This is a genomic window from Bacillus sp. AR8-1, assembly GCF_008042345.1.
Classification (GTDB): Bacteria; Bacillota; Bacilli; order Bacillales; family Bacillaceae_G; genus Bacillus_A; species Bacillus_A cereus.
On record NZ_QNUB01000034.1, the window covers coordinates 19,505 to 42,101 of the forward strand.

Sequence of the window (22,597 nt, forward strand, 5' to 3'; positions counted from 1 at the left end):
AAACAAAAACATCTTATACAATGAAGGTGTCAAATCAAAAGAGGTGACCAAAATGAACATAAAAAAAGTAAATTTAGCGAATAGCATTGAAATAGAAAGAGGAGGCGGAAAGGTATGAAAAAATCAACTGTTAATCCATGGTTTGTTGTCCTTGGCACAGTCATAGTACAAATGGGGCTTGGGACGATATATACATGGAGTTTATTCAATCAGCCTTTAGTTAGTAAATACGGTTGGAGTCTTAACGCTGTTGCGATAACTTTTTCAATTACTAGTCTTTCTTTAGCATTTTCAACTTTATTTGCGAGTAAATTGCAAGAAAAATGGGGACTTCGTAAACTTATTATGATAGCTGGATTAGCATTAGGACTAGGGTTAATACTTAGTTCACAAGCTTCTTCATTAATATTGCTTTATGTACTAGCAGGAGTTGTTGTAGGTTATGCAGATGGTACAGCATATATCACTTCACTATCAAATTTAATAAAGTGGTTTCCAGAGCGTAAAGGTTTAATTGCTGGTATTTCTGTCTCTGCATATGGTTCAGGTAGCTTAATCTTTAAATACGTTAACGCACAGTTGATTGAATCAGTTGGTGTATCGCAAGCATTTATATACTGGGGTTTAATTGTTACAGCTATGATTGTAATTGGTGCTTGTTTAATCCATCAAGCTGCAGATCAAGGAGCAGTTCATGAAACAAAAACTAAGGAATACACAACGAAAGAAATGTTAGGCACAAAACAAGTATACTTATTATTTATCATGTTATTTACATCATGTATGAGTGGCTTATACTTAATTGGTATGGTAAAAGACATTGGTGTTCAACTTGTAGGACTTAGCGCAGCAACAGCAGCTAATGCGGTGGCTATGGTTGCAATCTTCAATACATTAGGTCGTATCATTTTAGGACCGTTATCGGATAAAATTGGGCGTTTAAAAATCGTTACTGGTACTTTTGTTGTTATGGCGAGTTCAGTCTTAGTTCTAAGTTTTGTAGATTTAAATTATGGTATTTACTTCGTATGTGTAGCAAGTGTAGCGTTTTGCTTTGGTGGAAATATCACTATTTTCCCAGCTATTGTTGGTGATTTCTTCGGTATGAAAAACCATAGTAAGAACTACGGAATTGTGTATCAAGGATTTGGATTCGGGGCGCTTGCAGGTTCCTTTATCGGTGCACTTCTAGGTGGATTCAAACCAACGTTCATGGTGATCGGTGTATTATGTGTCGTGTCATTCATTATCGCAATTTTAATTCAAGCACCTAAACAGAAAAAAGAACACGAAGAAGAGTATCGCAGCGTAGCGTAAGTATACAAATCTTCTATAACGCTATGATTACGAAAAAGCATCCTATTCTATTAATTAGGATGCTTTTTTTATGAGTTATTTTAACAAGGTTAAATTATTTTTGGGATTTTTATAGATGTAAAAGTGAGTGGGATATATTGGAATATAATGAATTGATACATCGCATTTGAAATATATATTAAATCTTAAATGATAAAGAAGACATTCGTTAGTATTTGTAAGATATATTTTCAGAAAAATATTGAGAAAATATATACTTGAGTTTTTCATAAAGCATTGTAAATGAACGTATCTCTAGTTTGTCTTCTTCAATTTTAAAAAGAGGATTTGGAATTTTATTTATAATATAAGTACATTTAATACGTTTACATATGATTTTATTAAGAAGCATTAAAATACTTTGTCTGAAAAATAAAAAAAGATTGACAAGTTTATTGAGAAACATTATCATTTCGGTGTAAGATAGTAAATGAAAAACATTATCAATAAAATGGATTTTAAAGTAATGCGCACTTGACCAATTAGTTTAGTAAGTGTATTATTTTTTACAACACCACTGATAATGAAAATCAATATCAGTGGTGTTGCTTAATGAAATTAATGTTTATGTGAAAGGATAGAGAAAATGAACTTAGGGGAATTTGATGGGAAAACAGTTTTAGTAACAGGTGCAGCACAAGGCATAGGCAGTGTTGTTGCCAAAATGTTTTTAGAAAGAGGAGCCACAGTTATTGCGGTTGATCAAAATGAAGAGGGGTTAAATGTACTCTTAAATCAAAATGAATTAAATAATACACGTATGAAAACGTTTCGTTTAGATGTGAGTGATAGCGCTGCTGTTGAAGACATGGTAAATCATATTGCAAATGAAATAGCGCCAATAGATATTTTAATAAATGTTGCAGGGGTTTTACGTATGGGACCAATTCATTCGTTAAGTGATGAAGATTGGAATAAAACATTCTCTGTAAATACTACAGGGGTTTTCAATATGTCCCGAGCGGTAAGTAAAAATATGATGTTAAGAAAATCAGGGGCAATTGTTACAGTCGGTTCAAATGCGGCAAATACGCCGAGAATGGAGATGGCTGCGTATGCTGCGTCAAAGGCTGCAACGACAATGTTTATGAAATGTTTAGGACTAGAGCTTGCGGCATACAATATACGCTGCAACTTAGTTTCTCCAGGTTCTACTGAAACTGAGATGCAAAGATTACTATGGGCTGATGAGAATGGAGCTAAAAATATAATTACTGGTTCTCAAAATACATATAGACTCGGAATTCCATTACAAAAAATTGCACAACCTTCAGAAGTTGCTGAAGCAGTGTTATTTTTAGCCTCAGATAGAGCAAGTCATATTACAATGCACAATTTATGTGTCGATGGCGGTGCTACGTTAGGAGTTTAATAAAAATTCAGGAGGTTATTATATTATGAATGAACATATAGCTGTAAAGGAATTGTCAGAAAAACTTTTAGAAGATTATAAGACTGAATCTTCATTCTTTTTCGCTTCACCAACTCGAACTATATTAGCAGAAGGAGAGTTTACTACAGTAAAGCATCGTGAAATTGAAAATTTCCCAGAGCTTGTGCAAGCGACATTAAGTAATGCGAAACAAGCTGGAAATCCAAATCCTATCGTTGTGGGTGCTTTGCCATTCGATCGTAGAAAAGAAGTCCAACTTATCGTACCAGAATATAGTAGGATTTCTGAGCGTTTACAATTGGATACAACAAATCAGCTTGAAACAAATGAGAACGTAACATTTGAAATGACGCCAGTACCAGACCCTGAAGTTTATATGAATGGTGTGAAGCAAGGAATTAAAAAAATACAGGACGGTGATTTAAAGAAAATCGTTCTATCTAGATCGTTAGATGTTAAATCTTCGGAAAAGATTGATAAGCAAAAACTTCTGCGAGAATTAGCAGAACATAATAAGCATGGTTATACATTTGCTGTGAATTTACCGAAAGATGAAAAAGAGAACAGTAAGACGCTAATTGGAGCAAGTCCTGAATTACTTGTTTCACGTAATGGTATGCAAGTTATTTCTAATCCGTTAGCTGGTTCAAGGCCACGTAGTGAGGACCCAGTAGAAGATAAAAGAAGAGCAGAGGAATTACTTTCTTCTCCAAAAGATTTACATGAACATGCGGTAGTAGTTGAAGCGGTTGCCGCTGCACTTCGTCCGTATTGTCATACATTACATGTTCCAGAAAAGCCATCAGTTATTCATAGTGAAGCGATGTGGCATTTGTCTACAGAAGTGAAAGGTGAACTGAAGGATCCAAATACTTCTTCTTTACAATTAGCAATTGCCCTTCATCCTACGCCAGCAGTTTGCGGAACTCCGATGGAAAAAGCAAGAGAGGCTATACAGCATATTGAGCCATTTGACCGCGAGTTCTTTACAGGAATGCTAGGATGGAGCGATTTAAATGGAGATGGAGAATGGATTGTTACAATTCGTTGTGCTGAAGTACAAGAAAATACACTGCGTTTATATGCAGGAGCTGGAGTTGTTGCTGAGTCAAAACCAGAAGATGAGTTAGCAGAAACATCAGCTAAGTTCCAAACAATGCTAAAAGCTTTAGGGTTAAGAGATAGTTCACTTAATGAAAAATAGGGGGAAGAAAGAATGCTAGTAGGTTATACAGAATGGCCAAAAGAATTTGCCGATCATTATCGAGATGAAGGATGTTGGCTTGGTGAAACATTTGGAGGAGTGTTAAGAGAGCGGGCTGAGAAATATGGAGATCGAATCGCGGTTGTAAGTGGTAAGAAGCATATAACATATAGTGAACTTGATAAAAATGCAGATCGTTTAGCAGCAGGTTTACTGAATTTAGGAATAAAGAAAGAGGACAGAGTTGTAATCCAGTTACCTAACATTATCGAGTTTTTCGAAATATGTTTTGCACTATTTCGAATTGGAGCGCTTCCTGTCTTTGCACTACCTTCACATCGAAGCAGTGAAATTAGTTATTTTTGTGAGTTTGGCGAGGCGAGCGCTTACGTTATTTCAGATAAGGCTCTCGGTTTTGATTATCGAAAACTAGCAAGAGAAGTGAAAGAGAAAGTGCCAACTTTACAACGTGTAATTGTAGTGGGGGAAGAAGAAGAGTTTGTGAACATAAATGATCTGTATATGGATCACGTCTCATTACCAGAAGTTCAGCCAAGTGATGTTGCATTTCTCCAATTATCAGGAGGGACAACAGGTCTTTCTAAATTAATTCCTAGAACACATGATGACTATATTTATAGTTTACGTGTAAGCGCTGAAATTTGTAATTTGAATGCAGAAAGCGTCTATATGGCAGTTCTTCCAGTAGCACACAATTACCCAATGAGTTCTCCAGGGACATTTGGAACTTTCTATGCGGGTGGAAAAGTGGTATTGGCAACTGGTGGTAGTCCAGATGAGGCATTTGCTCTTATTGAAAAAGAAAAAGTTACAATTACAGCGCTCGTTCCGCCATTAGCAATGATTTGGCTTGATGCTGCATCTTCTCGTAATACCGATTTATCGAGCCTAGTGGTTATTCAAGTAGGTGGTGCTAAGTTTAGCGCTGAGGTTGCAAGACGTATACGCCCTACATTTGGATGTACGTTACAGCAAGTATTCGGTATGGCGGAAGGATTAGTGAACTATACAAGATTAGACGATCCGGAAGAAATTATTATTCATACACAAGGTAGACCAATGTCTGCACTCGATGAAGTACGAGTTGTTGATGAAAATGACAACGATGTACAACCTGGCGAAGTAGGTAGTTTATTAACAAGAGGTCCATATACAATTCGTGGTTACTATAAAGCTGAAGAGCATAATGCACGATCATTTACAAAGGATGGATTTTATCGCACAGGTGATCTTGTAAAAGTAAATGAACAAGGATACATCATTGTAGAAGGAAGAGATAAAGATCAAATTAACCGTGGTGGTGAGAAAGTTGCTGCGGAAGAAGTTGAAAATCATTTATTAGCACACGATGCGGTCCATGACGTAGCAATTGTATCTATGCCTGACGATTATTTAGGTGAACGCACCTGTGCTTTTGTTATAGCTCGCGGACAAGTTCCGGCAGTAAGTGAATTAAAAATGTTTTTAAGAGAACGTGGTATAGCGGCTTATAAAATTCCAGATCGAATTGAATTTATTGAATCATTCCCGCAAACAGGAGTCGGAAAAGTCAGCAAAAAAGAACTACGTAAAGTCATTGCTGAAAAACTTATTACAGTAAAACAATAATAAAAACCGGAAGGAAGTGATTAGATGGCTATCCCATCTATTTCAGTATATAAAATGCCAATTGAATCAGAACTACCAAAAAATAAAGTGAATTGGACACCAGACCCGAAACGTGCAGTACTTTTAATTCATGACATGCAAGAATATTTTCTTGATGCATATAGCGATAAAGAATCACCAAAAGTAGAACTTATTTCAAATATTAAAATGATAAGAGAAAAATGTAAACAACTTGGTATACCAGTTGTTTATACAGCGCAACCTGGTGGACAAACGTTAGAACAAAGAGGTTTATTACAAGACTTTTGGGGTGACGGTATTCCTGCTGGACCAGATAAAAAGAAAATTGTTGATGAACTTACTCCTGATGAGGATGATATATTCCTAACAAAATGGAGATATAGTGCATTTAAAAAGACAAATCTATTAGAAATTTTAAATGAACAAGGAAGAGATCAACTCATTATTTGCGGTATTTATGCGCATATTGGATGCCTTTTAACAGCTTGTGAAGCATTTATGGATGGTATAGAGCCGTTCTTTGTAGCAGATGCAGTTGCTGATTTTTCACTAGAGCATCATAAACAAGCATTGGAGTATGCATCTAATAGATGCGCAGTAACGACATCAACAAACCTACTGTTAAAAGATTTACAAAGTGTAAAAGGTGATGAGAGTGAAGGAATCACTATACAGCAAGTACATGAACTAGTTGCACAACTACTTCGTGAGTCAGTAGAGAGTATTGATATTGATGAGGACTTATTAAATAGAGGGCTTGATTCGGTCAGAATTATGAGTTTAGTAGAGAAGTGGCGTCGTGAAGGGAAAGAAATCACGTTTGCAGATTTAGCAGAACGTCCAACTGTTGCAGGTTGGTACAGCTTATTATCTTCACAAACAGCACAGGTGCTGTAACAAATAGACTACATAATAAAGGGGTAGTAAAGAATGCCTAACAGTCAAAAGATTCGTCATTCGTTATCATCTGCGCAGTCTGGTATGTGGTTTGCGCAACAATTAGATCCGCTTAATCCGATATATAATACTGGGGAATATGTAGAAATAAACGGGAATATTCATCAAGACATTTTTGAATTAGCTGTACGTAAAGTTGTAATGGAAGCAGAAGCACTTCACGTTCGCTTCGAAGAGGATGAAATTGGCCCATGGCAAGTTATTGAAGAATCACAGTTTCATATGCATTTTATTGACGCTCGGAAAGAAGAAAACCCTGAAGAAGCTGCTAAAGTATGGATGAAAAATGATTTATCTATACCAGTCAATTTGAAAAAAGATACATTATTTACTGAAGCACTTATTCAAGTTGAAAATAATCGTTTCTTTTGGTATCAGCGCATCCATCACATTGTGATGGATGGCTATGGATTTTCACTTCTTAGCCAAAAGGTAGCGAATGAGTATACATCACTTATAGAAGAAACAAACAAGAGTGAAAAGCCATTTGGTTCTCTTGCAAAAGTCGTGCAAGAAGATATCGAGTATCGTGAGTCTAAACAATTTCAGGAAAATCGTACTTTTTGGTTAGAAAAGTTTGCAGATGCCCCAGAAGTTGTAAGTTTGGCAGAACGAGCACCGAGAACATCAAATGGATTTTCACGAGAAACAGCTTATTTATCTAGTTCTAGCACGAAAACTTTACTAGAAGATATCAATATTTCGTTAACAAGTTGGCCGGAATTCATTGTGGCTGTAACAAGTATTTATATGCATAAATTAACAGGTGAAAATGATATTGTTTTAGGTTTACCGATGATGGGACGTCTAGGTTCTGTATCTATTCATACACCAAGTATGGTAATGAATTTAGTTCCACTTCGTATTACAGTAACTCCAAATATAACTCTTGCGGAATTATTGCAGCAAGTTTCTAAAGAAATCCGAGATGTACGTCACCATCATAAATACCGTCATGAGGAATTAAGAAGAGACTTAAAGTTACTAGGTGAAAATCAAAGGTTGTTTGGACCGTTAGTGAATGTTATGCCTTTTGATTACGGGCTTAATTTTGCTGGAAATCGTGGTATTACGCATAACTTATCAGCAGGACCTGTAGATGATTTATCGATAAATGTATATAAACGTTTTGATCAAAATGAGCTAATGATTCATTTTGATGCGAATCCCGAAGTATATAATGGCGCAGAGCTAGCATTGCATAAAGAAAGATTTATGAATCTATTTGAATTAGTAATAAATAATTATGAGAAAAACGAGCCGATTGGAAAAATAAACATTACTCTGCCTGAAGAAAATCATAAAGTTTTATTGGAATGGAATGAAACGAAGGAAGACGATGAGTTAATCAGTTTACCTATATCATTTGAAAAACAAGTGCAAAAAAATCCAAATAAACTAGCGATTACTTGTGACGGTGTAATCCTTACGTATAAAGAGCTAAATGAACGAGCGAATGAACTAGCACATTATTTAGTAGAAGAAGGAATACGACCAAATCAGTTTGTAGCTTTAGTATTCCCTAGATCAATAGAAATGGTAGTTAGTATGCTAGCAGTCTTAAAGGCTGGTGCAGCGTATTTACCAATAGATCCAGAATACCCAGCAGAAAGAGTTAATTATATAGTAAATGATGCAAAACCAGTTTGTATCATAACACATTCATCTGTTTCATCTAAGTTAGTTATAGAAAAGGATATGAAAAAAATTGTATTAGATGACGAAGAAACGAAACTAGCGTTACATACATATTCTCGTATGAATATAGCATGTAAGAATGATGTATCACTTTTAAACCCAGCCTATACAATATATACTTCAGGCTCAACAGGAAACCCAAAAGGTGTAATTGTTCCTATGAGAGGTTTAAGTAACTTTTTAATGGCTATGCAGCAAAAGTTTTCATTAAATGAAAATGATCATTTATTAGCAGTTACAACGTTTGCGTTTGATATTTCTGCTCTAGAAATTTATTTACCTCTTATTAGTGGTGCAAGTTTAACAATTGCGCAAAAAGAAGACATACAAGAGCCATCAGCATTAACGACACTTTTACAAGAAGAAAGAGTGACAATTATGCAGGCTACACCGACGCTTTGGCAGGCGTTAGTAACTGATTATCCAGAGAAGCTACAAGGGCTAAATATACTTGTTGGTGGTGAAGCTCTCCCAGCGCATTTAGCAAATAAATTAAAAGAATTAGGTTGTTCAATAACTAATTTATATGGACCAACTGAAACGACGATTTGGTCTACTTTCATGAACATTGATGAAGGTGAAAAGGGTATACCACCTATTGGAAAGCCAATTTGCAATACAGAAGTGTATGTATTGGATGCAGGGCTACAACCAGTTCCACCTGGAATTATTGGTGAATTATATATTGCAGGGGAAGGACTTGCAAGCGGATATTTAGGAAAACCTGAGTTAACAGCTGAACGGTTTGTTGCAAATCCTTATGGAGAATCAGGGAAGCGCATGTACCGTACAGGAGATCTTGTGAAATGGCGTAGTGATGGTGCGTTAGAGTACATTAGTCGCGCAGATCATCAAATTAAAATTCGTGGATTCCGAATTGAATTAGCTGAAATTGAAACGGTATTACAACGACATGAAAATATTCAACAAGCGGTAGTAATGGTACGAGAAGATCGTGCAAATGATAAACGCATCATTGCGTATATCATTGCAGAAGAAAAGGAACCGATTAATCTTTCAGAAATTCGTTCTTATGTTTCAGAAAGTTTAGCGAATTATATGATACCATCGGCATTTGTTGTGCTAGAAGAATTACCATTAACGCCAAATGGTAAGGTTGACAGAAAGAAATTACCTGCTCCTGATTTTAATGGAATGAACAACGAGAGAGTTGCTAGAAATCCGAAAGAAGAAATATTATGTGATTTATTTGCAGAAGTACTTGGTGTTTCTCGAATTAGCATTGATGATAATTTCTTTGAAATGGGTGGACATTCACTTCTCGCATCTCGTTTAATGGCAAGAATTCGTGAAACGTTAAGTGTGGAATTAGGAATTGGGAAACTATTTGAATCACCAACTGTTGCCGAACTGGCGAAACAATTAAACCATGCAAAAAGCGCAAGACCAGCTATTCAGAAAGCAAGTAGGCCAAATGAAGTTCCACTTTCATTTGCACAGCGCAGGTTATGGTTCTTAAATTGTTTAGAAGGTCCAAGTCCTACTTATAATATTCCGCTAGTCATTCGTATGAATGGAATATTGAATCGGGAAGCATTACAAGGTGCTTTTTATGATGTAGTTGAGAAACATGAAACACTTAGAACAATTTTCCCTAACGTATTAGGTAGTTCCTATCAGAAAATTTTAGATATGGAAAATTTAAATCTAGAAATGGTTATAACTAATACATGTAAAGATGAATTAGAAAGTGTACTTTCAGAGGCGGTAAGATATAGCTTTAACCTCGATATTGAGCCGGCAGTTCGTTTGCAACTTTTTACAGTGAGTGAAAACGAACATGTATTATTAATTTTATTACATCATATTGTAGGTGATGGCTGGTCATTACAGCCGTTAACGAGAGATTTTACAGCGGCGTATAAAGCACGATGTCAAGGTGACAGAGTTCAGCTGGAGACACTACCAGTTCAATACGCAGATTATGCACTTTGGCAACAGCAATTGCTAGGTGATGAAACGACACCAGAGAGTCTTATTTCAACACAATTAGATTTTTGGAAAGAAGAACTTAAAGGTTTACCAGACCAAATGGAGTTACCTACAGATTTCCAGCGTCCAATTGAGACGAGTTACCGCGGGGAAACAATTCATTTTCATATAGATGAAGGTATGCATAGTAGGTTAGTAGAGCTTGCACGTAAAAATGGAGTTAGTTTGTTTATGGTATTGCAAGCAGGGCTTAGTGCACTATTTACAAGATTAGGTGCAGGCACTGATATACCAATTGGAAGTCCGATTGCTGGAAGAAATGATGATGTACTTTCAGATATCGTTGGTTTATTTGTAAATACATTAGTGTTACGTACAAATACGTCAGGAGATCCAAGTTTTAAAGAATTATTAAATAGAGTGAAGCAGGTAAATCTTGCAGCTTATGAAAATCAAGATGTTCCATTTGAAAGGCTTGTTGAAGTGTTAAATCCAGTACGTACTCGAAACAGCCACCCGTTGTTTCAAGTTATGTTAGCTTTTCAAAATACACCAGAAGCAACGTTTAATGCACCAGATTTAGAAGCGAGCCTTGAAATTCAAAGCGTTGGTTCTGCAAAATTTGATTTAACATTTGAAATTAGTGAGAGTAACGAGGTTGATGGTACTCCGAACGGTTTATATGGATTACTAGAGTTTAGTACCGATTTATATAAACGTGAAACGGTTCAAAAACTAATAGAACGATTCATTTTGTTATTAGATGATGCAGCTACAAATCCGGATCAATCAATTGGCAGATTAGAAATATTAACTGTAGCAGAGAAAAATACAGTGTTAGAAAAGTGGAATGGTGGTTTTCAAATTGCACCAGAAATGACATTGCCACAATTGTTTGAAAAGCAGGCTTATATAAATCCAAATTCTATAGCTGTTGTCTTTGAAAATAAGAAATTAACTTATGAAGAGTTAAATAGAAAAGCAAATAAAATAGCTCGATTCCTAATAGCAAAAGGGATTGGTCCTGATCAACTCGTTGCTTTAGCGATGCCAAGATCATTAAACATGGTTGTAAGCTTATTAGCTGTTCTTAAAGCTGGTGCCGGATACCTTCCGTTAGATCCAGATTACCCAGCAGACCGCATTTCATTTATGCTACACGATGCGAAACCATCATGTGTTTTAACGAATTCAGAAGTGGAAATTGAATGTGATGAGGCACTAAAAGTTTTAGTTGATGATGTGAAAGTAATAGCAGAAGTTGAGAAATATAGTGATGACAATATTGATGAAGTGGAACGAATTAAGCCATTATCTCCATCACATATTGCTTACGTTATTTATACGTCAGGCTCAACGGGTAGACCGAAAGGCGTTATGATACCTCATCAAAATGTAGTAAGACTTTTAGGAGCAACTGATCATTGGTTCCAGTTTGACGGAAACGATGTTTGGACGATGTTCCATTCATACGCTTTTGATTTCTCGGTTTGGGAAATTTGGGGACCTTTATTATACGGAGGGCGTTTAGTTGTAGTGCCACATACTGTAAGTCGCTCACCGAAAGAATTTTTACAGCTTCTTGTTAAAGAAAAGGTTACGGTTTTAAACCAAACTCCATCAGCGTTCTATCAATTGATGCAAGCAGATCGTGAAAATGAAGAGATTGGCCAAAAATTATCTTTACGATATGTTGTTTTTGGAGGAGAAGCACTTGAGCTAAGTCGCTTAGAAGATTGGTATAGTCGACATCCTCATAACGCACCAAAGCTTATTAATATGTACGGTATTACGGAGACGACAGTACATGTTAGTTATATTGAATTAGATGAAACTATCGTCTCTTTACGAGCAAATAGTTTAATTGGGTGCAGTATACCTGACCTTAAAGTGTATGTGTTAGACAACTATTTACAACCAGTGCCACCTGGAGTAGTTGGAGAAATGTATGTTGCAGGTGCAGGGCTTGCGCGTGGATATTTAGGAAGAGCAGGATTAACGGCTGAACGCTTTATCGCAGATCCATTTGGCAAGCCAGGTACAAGAATGTATCGTACAGGAGACTTAGCTCGCTGGCGTAAAGATGGGACGCTAGATTATATAGGACGTGCAGATCATCAAATAAAAATTCGTGGATTCCGAATTGAATTAGGAGAAATAGAAGCAGTCATAATGAAGCACCCTAAAGTTGAGCAAGTAGCCGTTATTGTACGGGAAGATCAACCAGGGGATAAACGGTTAGTTTCTTATATCGTTGCATCAAATAATGAAGCGATTGATACGAATGAAATGCGTCAGTTTGCTAGTGGTAGTTTACCAGATTATATGGTTCCATACGCTTTTGTAGTAGTAAATGAGTTACCTTTAACTCCAAACGGTAAGTTAGATAGAAAGGCATTGCCAGCTCCAGAATTTATCGCATCATCTTCTAGTCGTGGTCCAAGAACACCGCAAGAAGAAATGTTATGTGACTTGTTTACAGAAGTGCTAAGTGTACCTCAAATTGGAATTGATGACGGATTCTTTGATCTTGGTGGCCATTCACTCCTTGCAGTGCAGCTTATGAGCCGCATTAAAGAGGCGCTTGGAGTGGAACTAAACATTGGTACTTTATTTGCAGCACCGACTGTTGCAGGGTTAGCTGAAAGACTTGAGATGGGGAATGGTCAAAGTGCACTTGATGTGTTGCTTCCATTACGAGCAAGCGGGGAGCAATTACCACTATTTTGTGTACATCCAGCAGGTGGATTAAGTTGGTGCTATGCAGGACTTATGAAATCTTTAGGAACAGATTATCCAATCTATGGTGTACAAGCACGTGGTATCGCTAAAAATGAAGAACTTCCAAAAAGTTTAGAGGAGATGGCGGCGGATTACTTGAAACACGTTCGCGAAGTACAGCCTCATGGACCATATCGTTTATTAGGTTGGTCGCTTGGAGGAAATGTTGTGCATGCAATGGCGGCGCAACTACAAAATGAAGGGGAAGAAGTAGAATTACTCGTTATGCTTGATTCTTATCCTGGACACTTCTTACCGAATACGGAAGCGCCTACTGAAGAGGAAGCGTTAATCGCATTACTCGCTTTAGGCGGATATGACCCAGATAACATGGATGGTAAACCACTTACAATGGAAAGTGCAGTTGAAATCCTTCGTAAAGATGGAAGTGCATTAGCAAGTCTTGAAGAAGAGACTATATTGAACTTGAAAGAAACATATGTAAATTCAGTAGGGTTGTTAGGGAAATATGTACCGAAAGTTTATAACGGAGACATCTTATTCTTTAGATCTACTGTTATACCAGACTGGTTTGATCCTATTTCTCCAAATACGTGGCTAAATTATTTAGATGGGCAAATTGTGCAGCATGATATTGACTGTAGACATAAAGATTTATGTCAGCCAGGTCCACTTACGGAAATTGGACAAGTATTAGCGAAATATTTGCAGAATAAGAAAGGGGTAAGTAGAGTATGACGAATCCATTTGAAAATGATAATTACACATATAAAGTATTAATAAATGAGGAGGGCCAGTATTCTCTCTGGCCTGCTTTTCTCGATGTACCTATTGGCTGGAGTGTCGTATATGAAGAAGCTAGTAGGCAGAGTTGCTTAGAATATGTTGAATATAACTGGAAAGATTTGAATCCAAAAAGTAATCAAGTTCGTGAAAAAACATTAGCAGGAAAACGATAATGAAAGCAAAACTAAATCCAAAAGTAGTCGTAAGTATCGTTTATATAACTGCGATGTTTATGGCTGCGATGGATGCAACGATTGTAAATGTAGCACTACAAACGATAAGTAAAGAACTACAAGTACCTCCATCTGCAATGGGGACGGTTAATGTTGGGTATTTAGTTAGTTTAGCTGTTTTCCTTCCGATTTCTGGTTGGTTAGGAGATCGATTTGGTACGAAAAGAGTATTTTTAATTGCTCTTTTCGTATTTACAATTGCCTCTGCTTTATGCGGAATGGCTAACGATATTACTTCATTGAATATTTTCCGTATTATTCAAGGTGCTGGTGGAGGGCTTTTAACACCGGTCGGAATGGCGATGTTATTTCGAACATTTTCACCAGAGGAAAGACCGAAGATTTCTCGGTTCATTGTACTTCCAATTGCTGTAGCACCAGCAATTGGTCCTATCATCGGTGGTTTCTTTGTAGATCAAATGTCTTGGCGTTGGGCATTTTATATTAATCTACCGTTTGGAATCGTTGCATTGCTCTTTGGACTTCTATTTTTAGCAGAGCATGTTGAAAAATCAGCTGGTCGCTTTGATTCTCTCGGCTTTATTTTATCAGCACCAGGATTTGCGATGCTCATATATGCACTCAGCCAGGGACCATCAAAAGGGTGGATTTCTCCAGAAATTATGAGTACTGGGATAGCTGGGGTTGTATTCATTACATTGTTTATAATCGTAGAACTGAAAGTAAAGCAACCAATGTTAGATTTACGCTTATTAAAAGAACCAGTCTTTAGAAAGATGAGCCTTATATCATTATTTTCATCAGCTGGTTTACTAGGAATGTTATTTGTTTTTCCACTTATGTATCAAAATGTGATAGGAGTTTCCGCGCTAGAATCAGGACTTACGACATTTCCAGAGGCGATTGGATTAATGATTTCTTCACAAATTGTGCCATGGTCATATAAGAAATTAGGAGCTCGAAAGGTAATTTCTATAGGATTAATTTGTACGGCGATTATCTTTGTTTTATTAAGTTTTGTAAATCACGATACGAATCCGTGGCAAATTCGGGCATTATTGTTTGGTATCGGTATTTTCTTAGGTCAATCTGTCGGTGCGGTTCAATTTTCTGCCTTTAACAATATCACGCCGCCTTCCATGGGGAGAGCGACTACTATATTCAATGTGCAAAATCGATTAGGTTCAGCGATAGGAGTAGCTGTTTTAGCTAGTATACTAGCTGGTTTTGGAAGTAATAACGTTCAATCCGATTTTTTACCATATCAAGCAGCATTAATTGGATCAGCAATATTTTTGCTCATAGCACTACTATTTTCTTTACGTATTTCCGATAAAGAGGTAATGTCAAATAAGAAAGAAAAAACATTATCTGTATCAAAAAAAGAGAAAGCACTCGTCAATGAATAACAATATACGTATGCTTTTTTATGAAAATTGATATTCGTTGAATAAAGGAGAGTTTACATGATAGAAAGTAAAGTTGCAGATTCTGTTCCAACTTTGAATGAGAATGATTGTCAAATATGGTGGGCAAGAATTTCAGATTTACAATCATGGCATTACAATTTACTAAATGATATAGAGCGAGAGAAAGCAAATTCGTATCATCATTCGGCAGATCGAGCTCGTTTTATAATAGGTTGCGTAATTAGTAGATTAGTTCTCGGCAAAATACTTTCTATGTCACCAGTCCAAGTACCAATTGATCGAATGTGCTCAGTATGTAAATTGCAACATGGTAGACCACAATTACCAGAAGGTATGCCGCAATTATCTGTTTCGCATTCAGGTGAGTGGGTTGTCGTTGCATTTACAAAATCTGCACCTGTTGGCATAGATGTAGAACAAATGAATCCAAATGTAGATGTTATGAAAATGGCAGAAGGTGTATTAACAGACATTGAAATAGTGCAAGTTATGAAACTACCAAATGAACAGAAAATAGAAGGTTTTTTAACATATTGGACTCGAAAAGAAGCGGTGCTGAAAGCGACAGGCGAAGGACTATTGATTCCACCAGTACATATTACAGTATCAGCTCCAAATACTCCTCCAAAATTGTTAGTTTTTAAAGATAAGCAAGAGTTGGCAGATAATACAATGATGGAAGATGTAAGGCCTAGTTTAGATTATATGGCTTCTGTTGCAGTATTCAGTAAGGAAGTGACTGAAATTACGCAATTAGACGCGGTAGCACTTTTAAATCTTAAATAAAAAAATTATAGAAGAGGTGTTCCTCATGTTAGTGGCGGAAAATAGAAAGAATGAATTCACTTATAACATACAAGCAATTAAAAATATTTTATTTTCTGGAGATACATCATCCATTCATGCTTTAGAAAAGCTTTTAAATGATACAGTTCAGTTTGATGTTCTTGAACAAGAGGCACTTGGTAGACAGTACATTCCGAAAGAAGCAAAGAATTTCTTTGATAAAGATGGAACATTTCTTTACCGTGTATCTAATGTTAGTTATAAAGGCAAGGTGTTATCTGAAAATCTAATTTTTGCAGACACTTCGTTTTTACCGGACGCAATAAAGAGTGAATTAGAGAGTGGAAATATTCCTGTTGAAAAGCTTATAGAAAAGATGGAAGTAAGAAGAAACGTATTATATGAAGGATATCAGCCATCTGGAAATATTATCGAATTGTTTGATGGATGTTCTGTTACAGCGAATGTGTATCCAACTAGAAAGTATCAAATTGTCAGTAACTGCAAATGTGTATTTTATATTTGTGAAGTGTATCATGCAGAGAATATAAAGCAATTGCTTAAATAAAAACAAGAAACCAGCCTATAAAATGGCTGGTTTCTTGTTTATTTAACAGCTTCTTTTAATTCTTTACCTGCTTTAAATGCAGGAACTTTACCAGCTGCGATTTGAATTTCTTCGCCAGTTTGCGGATTACGTCCTGTACGAGCAGATCTTTCGCGCACTTCAAAAGTTCCAAATCCGATTAATTGAACTTTATCGCCAGATTGTAATGCATTAGCAATTGTGTCAAATACGGATTGTACAGCTGCAGAAGCGTCCTTTTGAGAAATATCAGCTGATTGTGCTACGTTTTTAATTAATTCTGTTTTGTTCATGTTTTCACCTCATAAAAAAATTTTTGGAATGAATGTTTTAGTATAATAGATAGTAAAGATAAAGCTATCACTATGATTAGAAAGAATACTATATAATTATGTTAATTTCGTTGCAAGAGACTGAATCCCTTCTATTATTTGGGGATTAATTAAGAATCGATGCATATAAAAAGCTTTAGTATGAGGATGAGGGGGAGTATACGAATGATTTTTCGTGAAAAAAATGAGAAGGAAAGTATATTAATTCGTCAACATGATCATGGTTTTTTAGCTGGAGAGATTGCAAAGCATATAAAAGAACACTTTTTTGAAGGTAAAACATATTTAAAAGAAACAGTTGATGCAATATATGAGCATGACAGAGGATGGATAGAGCTTGATAAAGTACCAATTTTAAATGATGCTAAAAATATTCCATATACATTTATGGATTGTCCAAGCCCATTACGTTTTGTTTTTTATACGATTGGTTTGAATGAAATTGAAAATTCTAATCCATACGGGGCATTGCTTTGTAGTAAACATTTTTTATCATTTCCACTAAACGAGGAAGATGAAGAGATGATGTCATTTTATAAACATGAATTAGAACGACAAAAAAGAATCTTGAAAACGTTAACAAAGGAACAGTTTGCGATGTTCGATAAACATTATAGATTATTAAAGTTTTGTGATGAACTTTCTTTATACGTATGTATGAATAAGCCTGGTGTCAAAAAGAAAGATGAAATTGATTTATTTAAAGATGGTTTTGAAGGAACAGAAATGTTTAATAGTAAAGAGGAGAAACTTATTCAAGCTGAATGGGTGGATGAGGAAACAATTCGGATTACACCATTTCCATTTCAAACGGAATTTTATACGTATGTAAAATATAAAACGATAAATAAGCATGAAATGAAAGAAAAAGGGATTGCAAAGGCTGATAGAGAATCAGAAATGAAGAAACAAACCATTCGTTTCATACAATAAGGAGGTAATATAAATTGAAAGATTATATATTAAAACAGTGTGATTATCATGCTTGGGCTAATACAAGATTATTCAATCGATTAAAAGAGTTACCAAACTATGAGACCATTTTTAAGGAGCAGATACAGAGTGTATTTCCATCCATTAAGGATACTTTTGTGCATATTTATATTACAGATCAAGTGTGGTTACACATATTGCATGGTAAAAGTATGAATGAAGCAATACAAGACCGAGAAGATTTACGAAAACAAATTGAAACTAAATCGTTACATGAATTAGAAAAAATGTTTGAAAACATGGCAAATCAATATAAAGATTTTTTAATTACAATACAAGATGTGAATGCTGTATTTGTTATTGAGAATCCATATGTAGGGAAATTAGAAACTTCGATTTTAGAATTAGTGCAACATGTCGTAAATCATGGTACATATCATAGAGGAAATATAACAGCGATGATCCGTCAACTTGGTCATTCGTCGACAATGATGGATTTTGTACTGTATTTACATATGGTTAAAAAGCAGGGAGAGTAATATAGTTTGTAAGAAGGAGAGGCTTTAATTATAGAAGTCTCTCCTTCTATTTTATTCCGCATTCATGGTAGATTGACTGATTAAAGTTTTCTTAAGAAGCTTTATTTTCTTGTAATTGCTTAGCGTATTGTACAGCCTTATATGCATTGACTCTACCGTTTTTCCAGTACGTACCTGTACCACTAATTTTATCAGAAGTTGACTCAATAATTTGGCGAATTTGTGTATTACTATATCCTTGATTTGCTAAAAGAGCAGCGACTCCTGCAACATGAGGTGTTGCCATAGATGTACCACTTAATGATTGATACGTGCTTCCTTTATATGTTGAATATATATTTGAACCTGGTGCTGCAACATCTACCCAGCTACCATAAGTAGAAAATGAAGATTTTCTATCTGATTGATCTGTAGAACCAACTGCAATTACTTCGCTGTAATAAGCAGGGTAATTAGCTTTTGTATTTCCAGCATTTCCAGCAGCTGCAACTATAACAGAGCCTTTATTCCATGCATATTGAACGGCTTGTTGTAATGCAGTACCACCATTTGGAGCTCCTAAACTTAAACTAATTACTTTTGCACCCGAATCAGCAGCTTCTCGAATACCTTGCGCTACAGCATCAAGAGTACCACTTCCTTGATTATCTAATACGCGGACAGCATAAATTGAAGTTTGTGGGGCAACACCAGCAATTCCGACACTGTTATTCGTAAGTGCTCCAGTAATTCCAGCGCAATGTGTACCATGACCATTACCATCATCAGATGTATTGTCGTTATCAACATAATCATGCCCGTAAATTACTTTCGAAGCCAAATCAGGATGTGAACCTTGAACTCCTGTATCAATAATAGCTACTTTTACACCAGGATCACTTCGTTGGCTATCCCAAGCTTGTGGAGCTTGAATCTTTTGTAATCCATATTGATTTTTAAAATATGGGTCGTTTGGAGTCCAAAAGGCGTGAACGTAATAATTCGGTTCTGCATATTCTACATCTGGATTATTTTTATAACTCTTTATTTTTTCTTTTACAGTACCCTTTGAAAATTGTACGACTTCAAAACCTAACTTATCATCTTTAGATAAGACATTAGCTCCGACAGATTTATGAAAAGATTGCACATTACTTAAAGATGCATTTTGCTTGAACTTAACGATTAATTGGTTAGGAACGTAATCAGTAGATGATGTTTCAGCGCTTGAAGTATTTGTGTTAAAGAAGAAACCACCAATAATAAATGATAAAACAGATAGGAAAACAATGATTTTGTTTTTCAAAAGATTTTTCCTCCCTTTTCTTGGATGAGTTTTTCAGCGACACTTTAATGTCGCATTCCTTTTCAACTATATAGTTAGACCATACGATTTATGACATTTATGTGAAAAACTTTTGGAGGAATAAAAAGGAGTAAACATTGATATAAATATATTTTTAATGATAGTAATTAAGTAAAAGAGGGGATGAAAAAAGGAATGCTCATCATGTATGAGTCATTCCTTTTTTCATAGATTAACTTGCCTGTTTTTTATTATTTTCTTTCAATTTCTCTGCTTGTAAAAAGCGATTCGTTTCAGCAACAACAATACTACTTAATCCAATTAGACCAATTAAGTTTGGAATGGCCATAAGTCCATTTGCAATATCAGCAAATGTCCATACGATTCCTAGCTTTAAATTAGCACCAATTGCAATCATGACGATAAAGATTGCTTTATAATATTTAACAGCACTTTCTCCGAATAAATAAGCTACACATTTTTCTCCATAATACGACCAGCCTAAAATAGTAGAGTAGGCAAATAAAATAATTGCGATACCGAGAATCATACTACCAGCAGTACCAAATACAGATTGGAATGCAAGTGTTGTAGCTTCAACGCCAGTTTTACCAGATTTCCAAGCACCTGTAGTAATTAATACTAGTCCTGTAATTGTACATACAATAAACGTATCTAGAAAAGTACCAGTCATTGAAACTAAAGCTTGTTTTGCAGGTGAATCAGTTTTTGCAGCCGCAGCAGCAATTGGTGCACTCCCTAAACCAGCTTCGTTCGCAAATACACCACGCGCCATTCCAATTTGAATAGCTGATGCAACTGTTGACCCAATAAAACCACCAGCAGCTGCTGTACCATTAAATGCACCAGAAAAAATAAGTGAAAATGCTTCAGGAATTTGGTCGTAGTGATAGAAAATAATTATAAGACCAGCAATTATATAAAAGAAAGCTTTAATAGGAACGACATATCCCGTCACTTTCCCGATTTTTTTTACACCGCCTAAAATAACAATTGCGATTAAAAATGCCATTAGTATACCAGTTAAAGCAGGAGGGAAAGAGAAATTAATTCGCATTGCCTCTGCAACTGAATTAGATTGCACCATATTACCAATACCGAAAGAAGCAGTTGTACCGAATATAGCGAATAATAATGCTAGCCATTTCTTACCCAAACCACGTTCTAAATAATACATTGGCCCACCTGAATATTCACCATTTTCATTACTAACACGGTATTTCACTGCAAGTATTGCTTCAGCATACTTTGTTGCCATACCGAACAATGCGGTAATCCACATCCAAAATATTGCACCAGGTCCACCTATAGTGACAGCTGTTGCAACACCGGCTATATTTCCCATACCAATCGTTGCGGCCATAGCTGTCATGAGTGCTTGGAAGTGACTAATATCTCCAGAAGAAGAAGTATCTTCTGATTTTTTAAACGCTAGTTTGTGAGCGTATAATAGTTTACTAAACTGTAAACCTTTCAAACGCATTGTGAGAATGACACCAGTTCCAACGAGTAGCAACAAAGTTGGTAATCCCCACACGTATTGATTTAGTTGTTCTAATACTTTACTTACTGTCTCCATCTTTATTCTCCTTTTTTAGAAAAAATAAAAACCACTTCAAGTAAATGAAATGGTCTCTGGAGAAACAAGGGATAGAAAAATAAACCGATACAATCGGCTTTTTCTTTCGCTTGTCTCTGTCCTTTTACCTGAGAGATTATCCGCTAAAGTAGCGGATTTGCTCCTTCGGTGCTCGTTTTCCTCCGCGCTCTATAAAAGCGAGAGGGAGTCTCTCCAGAGATTCGTCCCCATGCAGTTCTACTTGTAACCAAGACCTGAGAGTTTCAAAGTTGGTATAACAACTTTTTGCCCCGTCGGTAGATCAATAGACCTTCTCCTGAATGGTTCATCCGAATTATAAAATTTATAAACACATTGATTGTAAATCAATAAAAATATTATAGACATACAAATTGTGAATTGCAATCATTTTTTATTTTAAAATAGTAAATAGTTTTATTTTTTTGTAAGTCCTAATTTATCTTCAACTTCATTTAAAGTAGATAAAGCGATGACAATATGTTGATCCGCAAGTCCTAAAGCTTGTTTTGTTTTTTCAATAGTTTCATTGGTTGGAATAGAGTTATTTGTTCCGTCTATAATCAAATTTGCTGCATTTTTCATGAAATTTGATGCGGATTTAAACTGAGTTGTGAATTGAATTAGTTGTTTTTGTATATCTATATCTGTGATGTTTTCTTCAATTTTAAGTGTGTCTATTTCGTTCATAATTGTTTCATACTGCTTGGAAACGGCATTCATTGTAACTAATAGTTTATTTCGATCTACTGAATCTCCATTCGTGTTAATCTCTTCCCAGGCAGGCAACCAATCTTTTTCAATGATTTCATTATAATTAGTAGTCAATTCATTAATTTTAGGTTGTAATTTCGTTTTGAAAGTTTTTGTATCCGCTGTTTCTACAGGTGCTTTTTCGTTGTTATTTTTAACATTAGTAACGTAGAAAATTGTACCGAAAATGATGAAAATAGAAATAATAACTGTCCATTTAGTAAAAAGTAATTTCTGCAATATGTAACGCCTCCAAAATTTAAAAACTTATAATTATAATATATAACAATAATGTTGTTTGGAGTAGAGAAAATAGGTTGGAAATGATTTAAATTATATCTTTTCTATACATAAATAATTAAAGTTAGTAAAATGATGAAAGTTATATGTGAGAAAAGAGGG

Annotated in this window: 16 protein-coding genes and 1 riboswitch; of the genes, 12 read left to right on the plus strand and 4 right to left on the minus strand. The window is 35.6% G+C overall.

What is annotated here, in order from left to right; translation table 11 throughout:
• The first annotated feature begins 114 nt into the window (after nucleotides 1-114).
• The 10 genes from DN400_RS21840 (at nucleotide 115) to DN400_RS21890 (ending at nucleotide 16,717) form a co-directional block, all read left to right on the plus strand.
• Entirely contained in the window at nucleotides 115-1,317 is a 1,203-nt protein-coding gene (locus DN400_RS21840; RefSeq protein ID WP_000750109.1) for an L-lactate MFS transporter, read from the plus strand.
• A gap of 625 nt (nucleotides 1,318-1,942) precedes the next feature.
• The gene (dhbA, locus tag DN400_RS21850; RefSeq protein WP_001048431.1) at nucleotides 1,943-2,728 is read left to right on the plus strand and encodes a 2,3-dihydro-2,3-dihydroxybenzoate dehydrogenase; all 786 of its coding nucleotides are present in this window, start codon (nucleotides 1,943-1,945) and stop codon (nucleotides 2,726-2,728) included.
• Nucleotides 2,729-2,753: 25 nt separating this feature from the next.
• Nucleotides 2,754-3,953 carry an isochorismate synthase DhbC gene (gene dhbC / locus DN400_RS21855; protein WP_001002071.1) on the plus strand — a complete coding sequence of 400 codons (1,200 nt, stop codon included), beginning with the start codon at nucleotides 2,754-2,756 and terminating at the stop codon, nucleotides 3,951-3,953.
• Between the two features lie 12 nt (nucleotides 3,954-3,965).
• Nucleotides 3,966-5,582, plus strand: a complete 1,617-nt coding sequence (locus DN400_RS21860) for a (2,3-dihydroxybenzoyl)adenylate synthase (RefSeq protein WP_147801924.1) — start codon at nucleotides 3,966-3,968, stop codon at nucleotides 5,580-5,582.
• A gap of 24 nt (nucleotides 5,583-5,606) precedes the next feature.
• A complete protein-coding gene (locus DN400_RS21865) occupies nucleotides 5,607-6,500 on the plus strand; it encodes an isochorismatase family protein (RefSeq protein WP_016512869.1) in 894 nt (297 codons plus the stop codon).
• A gap of 33 nt (nucleotides 6,501-6,533) precedes the next feature.
• Entirely contained in the window at nucleotides 6,534-13,691 is a 7,158-nt protein-coding gene (locus DN400_RS21870) for an amino acid adenylation domain-containing protein (protein ID WP_147801925.1), read from the plus strand.
• Nucleotides 13,688-13,912, plus strand: a complete 225-nt coding sequence (locus DN400_RS21875) for an MbtH family protein (RefSeq protein WP_000184060.1) — start codon at nucleotides 13,688-13,690, stop codon at nucleotides 13,910-13,912. Before DN400_RS21870 ends, DN400_RS21875 begins: the two co-directional genes overlap by 4 nt.
• Nucleotides 13,912-15,342 (plus strand): MDR family MFS transporter, encoded by a 1,431-nt coding sequence (locus tag DN400_RS21880; protein ID WP_000644934.1) that lies wholly within the window; start codon nucleotides 13,912-13,914, stop codon nucleotides 15,340-15,342. The genes DN400_RS21875 and DN400_RS21880 overlap by 1 nt, the downstream gene beginning before the upstream one ends.
• Before the next feature lie 57 nt (nucleotides 15,343-15,399).
• Nucleotides 15,400-16,149: a 4'-phosphopantetheinyl transferase Sfp gene (sfp, locus tag DN400_RS21885; RefSeq protein ID WP_000572987.1), complete on the plus strand. Its 750-nt coding sequence runs from the start codon at nucleotides 15,400-15,402 to the stop codon at nucleotides 16,147-16,149.
• A 25-nt stretch (nucleotides 16,150-16,174) separates the two neighbouring features.
• The gene (locus tag DN400_RS21890; RefSeq protein WP_000959120.1) at nucleotides 16,175-16,717 is read left to right on the plus strand and encodes a hypothetical protein; all 543 of its coding nucleotides are present in this window, start codon (nucleotides 16,175-16,177) and stop codon (nucleotides 16,715-16,717) included.
• A 38-nt stretch (nucleotides 16,718-16,755) separates the two neighbouring features.
• Here the strand turns inward: DN400_RS21890 and DN400_RS21895 are convergent, their stop codons facing one another.
• A complete protein-coding gene (locus DN400_RS21895; protein WP_001043905.1) occupies nucleotides 16,756-17,028 on the minus strand; it encodes an HU family DNA-binding protein in 273 nt (90 codons plus the stop codon).
• A gap of 204 nt (nucleotides 17,029-17,232) precedes the next feature.
• On the opposite strand from DN400_RS21895, the gene DN400_RS21900 reads away from it, so the two are divergent.
• Both DN400_RS21900 and DN400_RS21905 read left to right on the plus strand, forming a co-directional pair.
• Nucleotides 17,233-18,000 carry a DUF3891 family protein gene (locus DN400_RS21900; protein ID WP_000577301.1) on the plus strand — a complete coding sequence of 256 codons (768 nt, stop codon included), beginning with the start codon at nucleotides 17,233-17,235 and terminating at the stop codon, nucleotides 17,998-18,000.
• Between the two features lie 14 nt (nucleotides 18,001-18,014).
• On the plus strand, nucleotides 18,015-18,539 hold the full coding sequence (locus tag DN400_RS21905) for a DinB family protein (protein WP_000656263.1): 525 nt from the start codon (nucleotides 18,015-18,017) through the stop codon (nucleotides 18,537-18,539).
• A 91-nt stretch (nucleotides 18,540-18,630) separates the two neighbouring features.
• Here DN400_RS21905 and DN400_RS21910 read toward each other — a convergent pair whose 3' ends face one another.
• From DN400_RS21910 to DN400_RS21920, 3 genes are all read right to left on the minus strand, one after another.
• The gene (locus tag DN400_RS21910; protein ID WP_000790932.1) at nucleotides 18,631-19,824 is read right to left on the minus strand and encodes a S8 family peptidase; all 1,194 of its coding nucleotides are present in this window, start codon (nucleotides 19,822-19,824) and stop codon (nucleotides 18,631-18,633) included.
• A 232-nt stretch (nucleotides 19,825-20,056) separates the two neighbouring features.
• Complete coding sequence (locus DN400_RS21915) at nucleotides 20,057-21,424, minus strand: alanine/glycine:cation symporter family protein (RefSeq protein WP_147801926.1); 1,368 nt, start codon at nucleotides 21,422-21,424, stop codon at nucleotides 20,057-20,059.
• Between the two features lie 106 nt (nucleotides 21,425-21,530).
• Nucleotides 21,531-21,651, minus strand: a riboswitch (glycine riboswitch).
• Between the two features lie 208 nt (nucleotides 21,652-21,859).
• Complete coding sequence (locus DN400_RS21920) at nucleotides 21,860-22,435, minus strand: hypothetical protein (protein ID WP_001170865.1); 576 nt, start codon at nucleotides 22,433-22,435, stop codon at nucleotides 21,860-21,862.
• Nucleotides 22,436-22,597 lie beyond the last annotated feature (162 nt).